Annotated in this window: 12 protein-coding genes; all 12 read right to left on the bottom strand. The window is 41.0% G+C overall.

Annotated elements, in window-relative coordinates; translation table 11 throughout:
* Positions 1 to 36: 36 nt before the first annotated feature.
* Positions 37 to 711, bottom strand: coding sequence for a flagellar hook capping FlgD N-terminal domain-containing protein (locus tag SWH54_07935; protein MDY6791181.1), 675 nt, complete (start codon positions 709 to 711; stop codon positions 37 to 39).
* Positions 712 to 743: 32 nt separating this feature from the next.
* A complete protein-coding gene (locus tag SWH54_07930) occupies positions 744 to 2,351 on the bottom strand; it encodes a flagellar hook-length control protein FliK (protein MDY6791180.1) in 1,608 nt (535 codons plus the stop codon).
* Positions 2,352 to 2,630: 279 nt separating this feature from the next.
* Positions 2,631 to 3,080, bottom strand: coding sequence for a flagellar export protein FliJ (fliJ, locus tag SWH54_07925; GenBank protein ID MDY6791179.1), 450 nt, complete (start codon positions 3,078 to 3,080; stop codon positions 2,631 to 2,633).
* 78 nt (positions 3,081 to 3,158) lie between these two features.
* Positions 3,159 to 4,478 (bottom strand): flagellar protein export ATPase FliI, encoded by a 1,320-nt coding sequence (fliI, locus tag SWH54_07920; protein ID MDY6791178.1) that lies wholly within the window; start codon positions 4,476 to 4,478, stop codon positions 3,159 to 3,161.
* Between the two features lie 89 nt (positions 4,479 to 4,567).
* On the bottom strand, positions 4,568 to 5,284 hold the full coding sequence (locus SWH54_07915; GenBank protein MDY6791177.1) for a FliH/SctL family protein: 717 nt from the start codon (positions 5,282 to 5,284) through the stop codon (positions 4,568 to 4,570).
* 246 nt (positions 5,285 to 5,530) lie between these two features.
* Positions 5,531 to 6,511, bottom strand: coding sequence for a flagellar motor switch protein FliG (gene fliG, locus SWH54_07910; protein ID MDY6791176.1), 981 nt, complete (start codon positions 6,509 to 6,511; stop codon positions 5,531 to 5,533).
* A gap of 106 nt (positions 6,512 to 6,617) precedes the next feature.
* The gene (gene fliF / locus SWH54_07905; protein MDY6791175.1) at positions 6,618 to 8,207 is read right to left on the bottom strand and encodes a flagellar basal-body MS-ring/collar protein FliF; all 1,590 of its coding nucleotides are present in this window, start codon (positions 8,205 to 8,207) and stop codon (positions 6,618 to 6,620) included.
* A gap of 14 nt (positions 8,208 to 8,221) precedes the next feature.
* Positions 8,222 to 8,524: a flagellar hook-basal body complex protein FliE gene (gene fliE, locus SWH54_07900; protein ID MDY6791174.1), complete on the bottom strand. Its 303-nt coding sequence runs from the start codon at positions 8,522 to 8,524 to the stop codon at positions 8,222 to 8,224.
* Positions 8,525 to 8,526: 2 nt separating this feature from the next.
* A complete protein-coding gene (flgC, locus tag SWH54_07895) occupies positions 8,527 to 8,964 on the bottom strand; it encodes a flagellar basal body rod protein FlgC (GenBank protein MDY6791173.1) in 438 nt (145 codons plus the stop codon).
* A gap of 2 nt (positions 8,965 to 8,966) precedes the next feature.
* Positions 8,967 to 9,383: a flagellar basal body rod protein FlgB gene (flgB, locus tag SWH54_07890; GenBank protein ID MDY6791172.1), complete on the bottom strand. Its 417-nt coding sequence runs from the start codon at positions 9,381 to 9,383 to the stop codon at positions 8,967 to 8,969.
* A gap of 98 nt (positions 9,384 to 9,481) precedes the next feature.
* Positions 9,482 to 10,849, bottom strand: coding sequence for a sigma-54 dependent transcriptional regulator (locus tag SWH54_07885; GenBank protein ID MDY6791171.1), 1,368 nt, complete (start codon positions 10,847 to 10,849; stop codon positions 9,482 to 9,484).
* A 664-nt stretch (positions 10,850 to 11,513) separates the two neighbouring features.
* Positions 11,514 to 12,464 carry a sigma-54 dependent transcriptional regulator gene (locus SWH54_07880; GenBank protein MDY6791170.1) on the bottom strand — a complete coding sequence of 317 codons (951 nt, stop codon included), beginning with the start codon at positions 12,462 to 12,464 and terminating at the stop codon, positions 11,514 to 11,516.
* Positions 12,465 to 12,789 lie beyond the last annotated feature (325 nt).

The following is a 12,789-nucleotide window of genomic DNA, read 5'->3' as shown; positions in this document are numbered from 1 at the left end:
TTATCACCATTTTTATTTCATTGGCTGTGGCTCATTTTAGTCATTTTCGTTCATTTCCGCCACTTGTATCACGTCACCGATGGGAATTTCCATTCCCCCTGCCAGCAGATAAGTCACTCCATTCTTAAAGGTGACGCCTGTCACTCTCTCACTGATATAGGTGGTTGTCTGTACTTTATTACCGTTGGCGTCCGCAGCCATTACTTCAAACTCGTAAATTCCTGCGGGAAGAGTATTTCCACCGTTATCCGTACCATCCCACTCAACGCTTTGCCTCCCTTCTCCCATGGGTCCGTGTTCTATAACTTTGACAAGATCGCCTGTCGCGTTATAAATATTTATATACACGGAACTCGAATCCTGACTTAGTTCAAAATGAATCTCTTCATCTTCTGAGCTTTCCAGTTGAATGGAGTTTCCCAATGCATCTATATTCTTTCCGATGAATGAAACCGCCTGTGCATTATTTATGGATGACTGGTACATCTGGAGATATTCAAGGTTTTCATTTACATTGCTAAGCTGTTCCAGAGAACTGAATTCAGCCAGTTGACTGGTAAATGCCGTACTGTCCATGGGATTCAGCGGGTCCTGATTTTGCAATTGGGCAACAAGCAGGTTCATAAAATCGTCCTTGTCCAGTGCATCATCCTTTGAAGTAGTCACCGCACTGGTGTTTGAATTTGATGCATCTACAGGGTAAACTGACATTTTCTAAATTTCCTTTCTTGATTTATCTTTTTTTAAGCAAAAAAATCGAGACCATTTACTGCTGTGCTTTCCTTTAGCAGACTTGCTGTCCCTGTTTCATCAGCTAAAACAGTATGATGATTCTCATTATCACTGTTTTCTTTTTCTGATAAAAAATCCGCTTTTTCAAAGCCTTTTCTATGTTGCTGTGAATCACTGGCTACCGAAACATCAAGTCTATCAATTTCCATGCCGTGGCTTTGCAGATCCGATTTTAACTGGCCTAGATTACTTTCAATCATTTCCTTAACAACCGGAAGCTCAGTTAATATCCTTACCGTTACCATCTGGTTCTCGGTGGCTATCTTCATACGCACTGAACCGAGAAATTCCGGCTTGAGATCTATCCTGACCTGAGATTTTCCATTTTTTAGATTTAAGGCCGCTTTTTGTACGATCTGCTTCAAAGTGCCGGTACGTGAAATGGTTGAAGCCAGCCTGTTTTCTCTTCCCGGCGTCATTTCTTCCAGACTCTTATCTCCCGATATATTTTCAGAGGGTATGATTCCACTATCTTTGCTCTCGGATTCCAGGTGAATCATTTTTCCAGCAGAAGACTCAGTGACGGATGCTTTTATTTTCAACCCGATTTCCTTAAGACGAATAAATTCCTTATCCTGTGGTGACGATTTTTCGCCCGATGTATTATCCCTTTGGAAGGAGTCTGCTTCCTGTTCTTCTTCCTTAGCAGCTGAGACTATTTTTAATACCAGATCTTTTTTACTTGCTTCACTGCTTTTCAGTTCGTCATTAAAATGATCCTGGCGGTGAACTATTTTTGCTTCTTCCACACCTGTATGGACAGTTTTGCCCTCTATCACTATCCTGTCTGAAACGGCTGTCTTTTCCGCATCCCCTTTATCTGCAGTATGTTTAATGTCTTTACCCATATTTGGGCTTTTGGTGTTTGAATTCTTAATTGTTTTAGCAATATCAGCTCCCAAATCCTTTAATAATTGAGCCCCTGTTTCTTTACCAACAGTTCCTTCTACTCCCTTGGAGATTTGAGCCGCTGACTCTTTGCCAGCACTTTCCTCTGATCTCTTTAATATTTGAACCTCTGCACTATTTTTTTCTAATTCCCCCTGCCCTGCTTTTGCTTCATTTTCCTCTACCTTAACAGAAATATTTATCATTTCGCTCAGCGCTGAGTTCTTCGTGCCTGAGTTGCTTTCGGTTTTCGCTGCGACAACCATATTATTTTTTTCTACGGAGCTATTTTCATGGTTGGTATTCCCACAATATCCCCATAGCCTGATATTCTCTTCATTTCCTGTTTCATTTTTATCAGATCCCAGCAACAATTCCGCCGGTCTTTGTTCTGTTAGGGTCAAATCGTTTGTCAGAGAAGCGGTCTCCTGCTCGATTTTTACTGCCATACCCAGCATATTATCTTCTGTTTGACTCATTTCATGTAGCTTTGCTAAATTAATGGTATTTTTTTCCGATATTCTTTCTATCCGATTTAGCATTCCAATAAAACATTCATTCTCGCTTATAATCCCAATATTTTCTTTTGAAGAATTGCCTTTGGGACCTATACCCGTGTTTCCCTGCTGATTATTGATAAGTTGAAACTCTGTTTGAAGATTTGGCTGCATGCTGTATTTTCCTTAATTTTTCTTTGGCAGTGGTGTTACCAGGTAACTTTGCAGGTATTGTGCCACAATACTAATTATGAGAAATTATCAGGCAAGATGGTTTTATTTATTTTTAGAAACATTCTAACTTGTTGTTTTTGCAGATATATGGCGGGTTTTGTTTTTTGCTGAAATTCGATCGGTGGTAACCCCATTCGGGTTTTTTCTCATGGCCACTTGATTGGTCGGCAATATTTTCCATCATTGGCGGAAAGATTTTCCGGTTTTGTTAAAACCTCTCTATCCCGGTTTGGAAGTTTTTCTGATAAATCGATTTGCCGCCATCTCGTTCATCATGTCCTGTTCGACTTTCATGTTCGAGTAGTTAAATGCTTTCATCTCTTTTTCTTTCAACCTCTCTAAGGTTTTTCTGTTCTTCATCGCTTCAATTAACTCACCGCGCTTTATATTGTATTTTTTTTCCACACCCTTAAGGCGCTTTTTTTGTTCATCAATGTCTTTTGCCAATTTACCAAGATAATTAAAGCAAAGTATGACTTCATTGACCTTGTTAGCCTCACCCTGCTTTTTCTCCAGCTCTGCTTTACATTTTGTCTTTGCTGTTATGATATTTTTCAGCCTTCTCTTTTCATAAATTACTTCTCGCTTAATTCTTCCCAACTCTTTGTCCAGGGTTTCCTCTAAATGCTTCCTATGATCCAGAAGTGATTGAAGGCTGAATTTGTACATGATTGGATGGGGGTTGGTTGATTTTTCGTTTTTGATAGTGCTAATTTCTACGCCAAATTAAAAGATTGGTTTCCAATGTCATTTAAACAATTCTTCAAGCTGTTTTGCGCTTTCATCATATGCAACGCAATCTTCGATTCCCTGCATTAAATATCCGTTTACCCGGTCATTCATTTCTATGGCATAATCTATCTTTGGGTTGCTGCCGGCAACATATGCGCCGATATTTATCAAATCTTCTGACTTTTGGTAAGTAGCCATTACTGCTTTTAACCTGTTTGCATTTTCTTTCTGCGAGGAAGAAATGATATCGTCCATCACGCGGCTTACGCTGCTTAAGATATCTATGGCAGGATAATGATTTTGCATGGCAAGTTCTCTTTTTAAGACGATATGCCCATCCAGTATGGACCTCAATGCATCTGCAATCGGTTCATTTGTATCATCACCCTCTACCAGAACCGTGTACAGGCCGGTTATTGTTCCTCTGGCTGAAGAAGTACCTGCCCTTTCCAGCAATTTGGGAAGCATGGTAAAAACCGACGGTGTATAGCCTTTCATCGTCGGCGGCTCTCCAAGCGCAAGACCGATTTCTCTTTGCGCCATGGCAAACCGGGTTACAGAATCCATCATAAGATTAACGTGCTTCCCCTGATCCCGAAAATACTCTGCTATTGCAGTGGCGATAAACGCGCCCCTCATCCTTATCAAAGGCAAGTGGTCCGAAGTTGCCACGACAATGACCGACCTTTCAAGCCCCTCTTCGCCCAGCTCTTTTTCGATGAATTCGTTGACTTCCCTTCCTCTCTCCCCAATCAGCGCAATCACATTCACATCCGCCTTTGTATTTCTTGCGATCATGCCCAGCAATACGCTTTTCCCCACACCGGATCCGGAAAAAATACCCATTCGCTGACCACAACCCACGGTCAACAATCCGTTCACTGCTCTTATCCCAATGTCGAGAAACCGTGTGATTCTCTTTCTTGACAGCGGGTTAACCGGATCCGCGTATATGGGGTACTCCTTTTCTTTTTGGATTTTTCCTTTATTATCAATCGGATTACCGACTCCATCTATCACTCGTCCAAGAAGCCCTTGCCCCACCGCAACAGACGACTTTTCCGGTCTTGCAACCACACGGCTTCCAGGACCTATTCCCCTTATTTCTTCAAACGGCATCAGCTTAACTTTGCTGTCCTTAAACCCCAAGACTTCCGCCCCCACCTTCTTTTGATCCCCTTTGGTAAAAATATCGCAAACAGTACCAATCTTTGCCACGGGGCCCATGGCTTCAACAACCAAACCGGTTACATTGGTCACACTTCCAACAGATAAAATGGTAGATGTATTTTTTAATTTCCTATGATATTTTTCCAGGTCAATTGATAAGTTCATCGCTGCTCATGGTTCATCGGTTCAAGTTGGCGGTTTCGGCCTGAGTTCTTCAGTTATTTTTCGCTTCTGCCTTTATACTGTTTTTGTTTTCAGTGCTGTTTATTTATACTTTTAAATGCCTCTTCGACAGCTTGAAACTGCTTTTCAACCCTTGAATCAATATCTCCTGATTCCGTTTCTATCAAGCACCCCCCGTCGGATATCGATTCATCCATTTCAAAAACAACATTTTCAATATTGGTTATTTTATCCAGTATGACGGGTTTTTTATTGGTTATGAACTGAAAATCTTTGATGCTGAGTTTAACCTTCACTGTTTCATTGCCTTCAACCTTGTTCATCGCCTCTTTAACCACATTTGCCACAGTGGCTTTATTTACTCTTATCTCATGACATACAATTTTTCGGGCGATGGCCATGGTAAGTTTTACTATTTCCTGTTCCGTCTCCAGACAAATATGCTGCCTTATTTTTATTAGCTCGTATAAGCCCTTATTTATGCTGTTTATGACGGATTCGAATTTCTTTTCTCCCGATGCGATACCAGCCTTTTCGCCTCTGGCAAAACCCTTTGCATATGCTTTTTCTTCTATTTCCCTGACAGTTTCATCGATGGATCCCTTTTTAATTCCATCAGCTGTATTGTCTTTTGAAATATTTTTCTGAACTACTTCAGATCCCTTCTTATGATGACTGCGTTCAAATTTATTTCCTTTATTAAAAATTCTTGTATTTTCAGTTGAATAATTGACAGGAATGGTGGGAAAGTAGTGAAGCTTAAAAGCATTTTCCTGATTTGAAGACATTATATTAATAATCCTGTGTCCTTTAATACGTCAATCTTCTAAATTGAAGACCAGAATGAGGTTTTGTAAGCGTTTGGAAAACGTTGAAATTATAAGGACCAGCTTTGGCCTTTTCCCGGTAAACTCAGTTTGTCTTTTCCCTATTCCTACTCTCTAATTTCAAGGGTCGAACCTTGGCCGATCGTCCATTTTTCTTGCTTTCAAGGTGCGTTATGCCTATGTCTACAACTTCTTTTTCCTCAGCGGCTAGGTTACCATATCGTCCCCTCGCCTGCCACTGATGATGAGCTCTCCCTTAACTTCCATATCCTGTATCATCGCAGTAATTCTCTGCTGGACATCTGAAACTTCCTTCATTCTTACCGGACCTAAGTCATCCATCTCTTCCTTCAACATTTCACCTGCCCGCGATGACATATTCTTAAAGACCTTTTCTTTGACATCCTCAGTTGCCGCCTTCAAGGCGATTGCCAATTCTGATGTTTCCACCTTCCTAAGCAATTTCTGGAATCCCCTGTCGTCAACCAGAGGGAGATCTTCAAAAACGAACATCTTCTGTTTAATCTCCGCAGCCATCTCAGGATCATTTTCTTCTATTTCGTTAAGGATATACTCGCTGGACATTTCATCAGTCTGGTTGAGTATTTCAGCCACACGATCCGTTCCACCCTTTGCATTACTGATTGAAGAATCCATCGTATCTATAATATCCTCGAAAGCTGAATTTACCTCTTCAATCATTTCCGCCATTACCTTGTCTAAATTAGCGACTCTAAATGCAACTTCTTTTTTTGTTTCATCCGGCAATCTTGAAAGAACATCGCTTGCAATCCTTGTTTTGACATGAACCATAATTATGGCTATTGTCTGCGGATGTTCATCCTTTACCAATTCATACAGCTTATCTGAATCTAGCGACAAAAGAGCGCCAAGAGACGCCGACCTGGTGTTGATTCTCTTTATGTATTCTTCTCCATTTTCTTTATTGTCCTTTTCAGGAATTCCCAAGCGCTTTCTGTTCTTTGCATGTCTTGTACTCTCGGTAAATTCATCCACCACCTTTTCCACCAAATCGGGAGGAATAGACCCCATTTGGGCCATATGATTACTCACAACTTCTCTTTCTTTTTCATCCAGGCTGTTTATTATTACCTGTGATGCTTCCTCGCTCATTGACTGAATCAGGATTGCAATTTTAAGCGAACCTGGAAGTTTATTGGGATCCATATTTATTCACTTTTTAATTAAATTTTAAAGGCACCTGCTTTAGAAGCGCGACCATCATTCTTTTCGGTCGTTTGCCTGATGCCCTTGTGTTTTATCTTTTTTTAAATTACTTTTCCTTCATCCAATTCTTGATGACTCCAACCGAGACATCTTTATCCGTCTCCAGCAATTGGGTGACCCTATCCGTATTTTCAACCCTGCCCGTGGAACCGCTATATTCTCTTTCCAGCTCACCCACGGTTTTCGGCAGTTCTTTGAGTATATCCATCTCGGTTAAAGCATTTGCGGTCAACCACCTGGTCAACGGCCTGACAATAAATAAAAATGAAAACAACAGAAAAATGCCTAAAAAGGTGTATTTAAAAACAGGCTTAAACTTTTGGATTTTTGCGTTCCAGGTTTCCTGCTTAATTTCTTCTACATTTCCCATAAGTTTATCCGTTTCAAATGGAATATTGGCGACTTCCACCTCATCCCCTCTATCCGGATCAAAATTCACTGCTCTTTTTACGATATTTTCCAGCGTTTTCATCTCCTCGGGTGCGCGGGGAATATATTTCCACGATTGCCTGCCACCTCTTGCTTTAATTTTCGCATAGGTGCCATCAACGACCACTGCAACGGAAATTCTTTTAACCTCACCTGTCGGTTCTGATATCACCGAAGTCATTTTACCTATTTCATAATTAACGGTTTTATCCTCTTTCTGATATTCAAGCGTATCTTTTGTCCCTTCCTCCTTGCGTTTTGATACGTTTGATCTTAGCCCCGGTACACCGCGCGGATTGAGGCTCGAGCCTCCTGACGCCTCAGATAAAACCTGCTCGCTGCGAACCACTTTGTTATCAGGAAAATACCTCTCTTCGGTCATCTCCCGTCTCTTGAAATCAAGCAGGCAAGACACCCGTACGATGGCATTGTCTATTCCCAATACCTTTTCCAGCATGGTTCTTATTCTGTTATCCATGCTTTTTTCCATTTTTTCCTGAAACTCCAATTGACTGGAACTGATTCTCTCTGCCGTACTTTTGGTTTTAAATCCTGCCAGGATTTTTCCCGAATTGTCCACGACAGTGACGTCCTCCGGTTTCAATCGAGGCACACTCGACGATACCAGATGGACGATCCCCTGTATCTGGTTATCATTAAGCCATCCACCATGACGAAGTTTTAAAACCACGGAAGCGGTTGCCGGCTCTTCTTTGTCAACAAAAAGTGATTTCGGTGACATCACAATATGAACTCTGGAGCTTTCTATCTCTTTAAATTTATTGATTGTCCGCGACAACTCCCCTTGCAATGCCCGTTGGTAATTCACATTCTGGACAAACTCCGTCATTCCGATCTTGGTGTTGTTAAAAACTTCAAACCCGACACTTCCGCCCTGGGGCAAACCCTGTGAGGCCATTTCCAGCCTTATTTCATGCAATTTTTCTTCCGGAACTAAAATCGCTTTTCCGTTTGAAGCAATTTGATACTTAATTTTTTGTTCTTTTAGTTTTTCAATGATTGCGGATGCATCTTCCATGTCCAGATTGGAATAAAGGTACCTGAAATCTGGCTTTTCCGTCCATGTCATTAAAAAAATAAATCCTATTATGGTTCCGCTAATAAGGCTTAAAAAAGCCACCCGTTTTCCCGGGCTAAGACTTTTTAGCAGTGCTTTTAGCTGTATGGAAAAATCATTAAAGGACATCAATTCTCTCCGATTTAAATCTGCATACGCATGATTGTTTCATATGCGGCTATTATTTTATTTCGCACAGCCATCATCAACTGGAATGATATTTCAGCCTTTTCCATGGTAATCATTGTCTTATGTATATCATTTTCCTCCCCGCTTGCCAGTTTTCGGACGGCATTGTCAGAGGCTTTCTGAGCTTTATCCACATTGGCAATAGAGCTCTTTATTATTTCTCCAAAGGATTTTTGTTTTACCCTTTGGGGTTGCTTGTTTCCAGGCAGAAGGTCGGGATATGCTTTTGAAATATTTTGAGTTGAAATTTTATCCATAATTATTTACCTATATCCAACGCTTTTAACGCCATACTCTTGCTGGCCTTAACCGCGGCAACGTTTGCCTCGTAACTCCGCGCGGCAGTAATCATGTTTACCATCTCCTCCATTAAATTGATATTCGGCGTAGCCACATAGCCTTTTTCATCAGCGTCAGGGTGGTTTGGATCGTATTTCATTATCGGCGGAGCAGGGTCTTCGATGATCTCCGCAACCTTGACTTCTGATACCCCTTTGGCTCCACGGGATTTCAGCACTTTTTCAAAGGATTCGGTAACCGGCTTGGTTTCAAATATCGCATCTTTTCTTTTGTAGGGGCCTCCCTGGGGAGTTTTGGTGGTGTGAATATTGGCCAAATTACTTGAAATCAAGTTCATTCGAAGCCTTTGTGCAGTCAAACCTGAAGAACTCGTGCGTAATGCATCCAGAAAATCCATTTTTATTTACCTCCCTGAATTGCCGATTTAAGCCCTTGAAATTTTTTATGTATCATCTGGGCAGCTGCTTTAAACATCAGAGTATTTTCTGCCATATTTCCCATCTGTTTATCTAGGTCCACCGTATTCCCGTCACCTCTTAAGGACAATCCCGGGGAATCGTCAATCTGGACACAGACACCATCTGCTTTGCTCCTCCGTAATGGCAAATGAGCCTTATGGGTCTTATTAAGTAAAATACTGTTTCCTTTACCGGCAACTTTCTGAAGTTCCTTTTCAATAACAAGATCAAAGGCCTTATAGCCCGGCGTATCCATATTGGCTATATTCGAAGCAATGACATTATGTTTTTTTGCTCTCAAGTCCATTGCCTTTTCCAAGATCGATACCGTTTGACTGAAAATTTTCTGTGATTCCATTAAAAGTTCCTCCCGCTGCATTTTTTTGATAATTATACAGCAAAATTCGTACCAAAAAAGTATCTGCCGATGGAATTATTTTAGCCGGAAAAGCAAACTTAACCCTCCTCCCTGTATTCCCTTAATTTATTTCTCAGTGTACGGATGCTGATGCCTAATAATTCGGCCGCATGTGTTCGGTTGTCATTGAGATCTTCCAGCGTCTTGACAATCAGCTTTTTTTCCATATCCCTTACCGTTATACCTGCTTTTAAAGGAATGTTTATTTTTGAATCATCAGAAAATTCATCAAAACCTGATTCTTCCAGACATAGGTTTGCCGGTGTAATGACTTCATCTTCTCCAAGCAGTATGGCTCTTTCCATTGTATTTTCCAGTTCCCTTATATTCCCTCTCCAGTCATGATTTTGGAGAATTGACATTGCCTTATCAGACAACTGTGGCTTTTTTTTATTATTATTCCTGCTGTGTTTTTCCAGGAAATGCTCAGCCAGCAGTGAGATATCTCCTCTTCGCTGTCGCAGGGGTGGAATAGTCAAAGCCACCACATTCACCCTGTAAAACAAATCTTCTCTGAATTTTCCTTCTTTAACCGCTTTTTTCAGATTAATATTGCTTATGGCGATCACTCTTGCATGAATAGGAACTGTTTTTTTCCCTCCCACTCGATCTATTTCCCTTTCCTGAAGCACCCGCAATATCTTTGCCTGAAGCGGCAGCGTCATTTCGCTGATTTCATCAAGCACAATGGTCCCCCTGCCTGCCATTTCAAACTTTCCCGTCTTCCTTACCACCGCTCCGGTAAATGATCCTTTTTCGTGTCCGAACAGTTCACTTTCTGCCAGCGAATCGGGTAAAGCCGCACAGTTCACAGCCACATAGGGCGCTTTGCCCCCTCTCCCGTGCCGATGAATAAAGGAAGCCAGAAGCTCTTTCCCTGTTCCGCTTTCCCCCTGGATAAGAACCGTTGCATTACTTGAAGAAACATTTTTAGCTGTTTCCAAGATATTAAGAAGGGTTTCGTCCCTGGTAATGATTTCTTTGGCTTTACTACCCGGGCCTGACTGATTTATTTCAAGCCTATCTTTAGTGGTGCCATCGGATAAAAGCCCTGCGCGTTTGACTGCCGTTTCGATCGCTTTAGAGGAGAAAGGTTTGAGAATGTAATCAAACGCTCCCTTTTGCATCGCCTCTACCGCGTTATCAATGGTTCCGTGACCGGTAACCATGATAATCGGAACATCGGGAGATTTTTTTTTTACTTGGCCTAATAACTCCATGCCTGACATTTCCGGCATCACGACATCGGTAATCACCAGGCCGTAGTCATTTTCTGCAAATTTATTCAACGCTTCTATGCCGCCCGATGCACTATCCACATCATATCCGCTGCGACTCAACATGCTTGAAAGCATCATTCGTACTTGATCTTCATCATCCACAACTAGTATCGGCTTGTTTTCCATACTGACGATATTTAACTTATTTTTATAATTTAACTAACCGGTATATCTCGAATTCAGCAGGTTTCAGCTATTAAGTAAGCCTGCAGGAAACTTGCAAAATAGAAACCATAAATTGAACATTTGGTCTGAATGTGTTGTTGATGTTTCACGCCGCAAACGGTTACCCAATTTATTGGCTTTGCCGGCTTCGAAATATAGAATATTACAAATATCATGCCACCTCAGCCATATTCAGGTGTAATATTATGCAATTTCCACCTTTTGTATGATACGCATTAAGCCATTTGAATTTAAGACCTTTTCAAGCGGTACGTATCGCCCGATTTCACCGTCAAGTGTAAACTTTGGGACTTGAGTAAAGCTTTAGCGATAGCTCCCAAATATTCAATATATTCCTTTGGTTGAAATTATTGCCTGCTTTAAACTTGAAGCAAAATTACCTGTTTTCAAAGGTTTCAATTTAAGGAAGCCTTGGGTTAAATTGATGCACTCGGACAAGAAGCTGTAAAAACAATAGGGGCTATATGGTTGGTTGGGTTTTGGTCCGTTGCATAAAATATGAAATGATACGGCGGTAGTGATGTCAAATTTAATGTGCCAAGCGTCATCTATTTGACACATTTATGGGTGCACTAAAAATAACCTCACACTTTTTTGAGCCATTCTAAGCTGTCATTTGTCGGAGTTGATGCCTTTTTATTTTTTCCACCAGCGTGGTTCTGTTCAAATGGAGCAGTTTTGCCGCCTTGTTTTTGACCCATTCGGTCTTTTCAAGAGATTGGAGGATAAGGGCTTTTTCAAATTCTGTAACTGCACTGCTCAAACACACTCCTTTTTCTGCGATTTCAGTTTGTTGTGTTTTATTGGTTTTCCCTGTTTTCAACCTTCCCGGCAAATCTTCCGCTAAAATCGTTCCTTTTCCCTTTAGCACCACCAGTCTTTCCACCATGTTTTTTAATTCTCTTACGTTTCCCGGCCATAAATAGCGCATCATTAAGGTTTTAGCTTCATTTGATATGCCTTCAACCTCCCGTTTGTTTTTCAAGTTCGCTTGTTTAAGAAAATACGAAATAAGAAGCGGTATGTCCGCTTTCCGTTCTCTTAACGAAGGAATTGTCACCGGTATAACAAAAAGCCGAAAAAACAGGTCTTCCCTAAATTTTCCTTTTTGGACTTCTTCCTCCAGATCTCTGTGGGTTGCTGAAATTACCCTTACATCGGCCTTTATGGTTTGGGTTCCACCTACCTGTTCAAATTCACCTTCTTCCAGCACTCTTAATACTTTTACCTGAAGGTCATGGCTCATATCACCGATTTCATCTAAAAATACAGTCCCGCCGCTGGCCTGCTGAAATTTACCCGACCTGGAGGCCAAAGCTCCGGTAAATGCACCTTTTTCATGTCCGAACAATTCACTTTCAAGCAAATTTTCAGGAATCGCGCCACAATTTATTGAAATAAACGGTTTATTTTTCCTGCTGGAATTTCTGTGGATTGCTTTTGCCACCAGGCCTTTTCCAACTCCTGTCTCCCCATTAATTAATATGGTGCTATCGCAGTCAGCAACTTTTTTCACGATAGTGAAAATCTCCTGCATTTGATCGCTGCGTCCGATTATCTCTTTAAACTGTGAGCATTTACTTGTTCTTTCCGAACTGCCTGAGCCCTGTTGGGAAATACGTTTTTTGCACGGTAAATCTTTCTTTTTCGGTAGGTCGTTTTTCGAAACAGATTTTAGCAATTGAGCCCTCTCTTTTTAAAAGAAGAATTATGATAATTTTAGGCCATTAAGGGGAAAAATAGCTGCAAAAAATATGCCATAATTAGTGTCTGAACGACAATTGAAAACTGTTTGAATTTACGATGTAAAATCGCATAGAAGTAAAACGAAGATTTTCCAGAAAATGCATAATTTACTTGCATTGGCAACTCGTTAAAGG

It is taken from the genome of Thermodesulfobacteriota bacterium (genome assembly GCA_034189135.1).
Taxonomy (GTDB): Bacteria; Desulfobacterota; Desulfobacteria; order Desulfobacterales; family JAUWMJ01; genus JAUWMJ01.
The sequence above is the reverse complement of the archived record's forward strand: the minus strand, read 5'-3'. Positions and strand labels throughout refer to the sequence as shown.

Excerpts from the sequence above, each read along its gene's own strand:
- SWH54_07935 (MDY6791181.1), bottom strand. The coding sequence starts at position 711 with ATGTCAGTTTACCCTGTAGATGCATCAAATTCAAACACCAGTGCGGTG.
- SWH54_07930 (MDY6791180.1), bottom strand. The coding sequence starts at position 2,351 with ATGCAGCCAAATCTTCAAACAGAGTTTCAACTTATCAATAATCAGCAG.
- fliJ (MDY6791179.1), bottom strand. The coding sequence starts at position 3,080 with ATGTACAAATTCAGCCTTCAATCACTTCTGGATCATAGGAAGCATTTA.
- fliI (MDY6791178.1), bottom strand. The coding sequence starts at position 4,478 with ATGAACTTATCAATTGACCTGGAAAAATATCATAGGAAATTAAAAAAT.
- SWH54_07915 (MDY6791177.1), bottom strand. The coding sequence starts at position 5,284 with ATGTCTTCAAATCAGGAAAATGCTTTTAAGCTTCACTACTTTCCCACC.
- fliG (MDY6791176.1), bottom strand. The coding sequence starts at position 6,511 with ATGGATCCCAATAAACTTCCAGGTTCGCTTAAAATTGCAATCCTGATT.
- fliF (MDY6791175.1), bottom strand. The coding sequence starts at position 8,207 with ATGTCCTTTAATGATTTTTCCATACAGCTAAAAGCACTGCTAAAAAGT.
- fliE (MDY6791174.1), bottom strand. The coding sequence starts at position 8,524 with ATGGATAAAATTTCAACTCAAAATATTTCAAAAGCATATCCCGACCTT.
- flgC (MDY6791173.1), bottom strand. The coding sequence starts at position 8,964 with ATGGATTTTCTGGATGCATTACGCACGAGTTCTTCAGGTTTGACTGCA.
- flgB (MDY6791172.1), bottom strand. The coding sequence starts at position 9,383 with ATGGAATCACAGAAAATTTTCAGTCAAACGGTATCGATCTTGGAAAAG.
- SWH54_07885 (MDY6791171.1), bottom strand. The coding sequence starts at position 10,849 with ATGGAAAACAAGCCGATACTAGTTGTGGATGATGAAGATCAAGTACGA.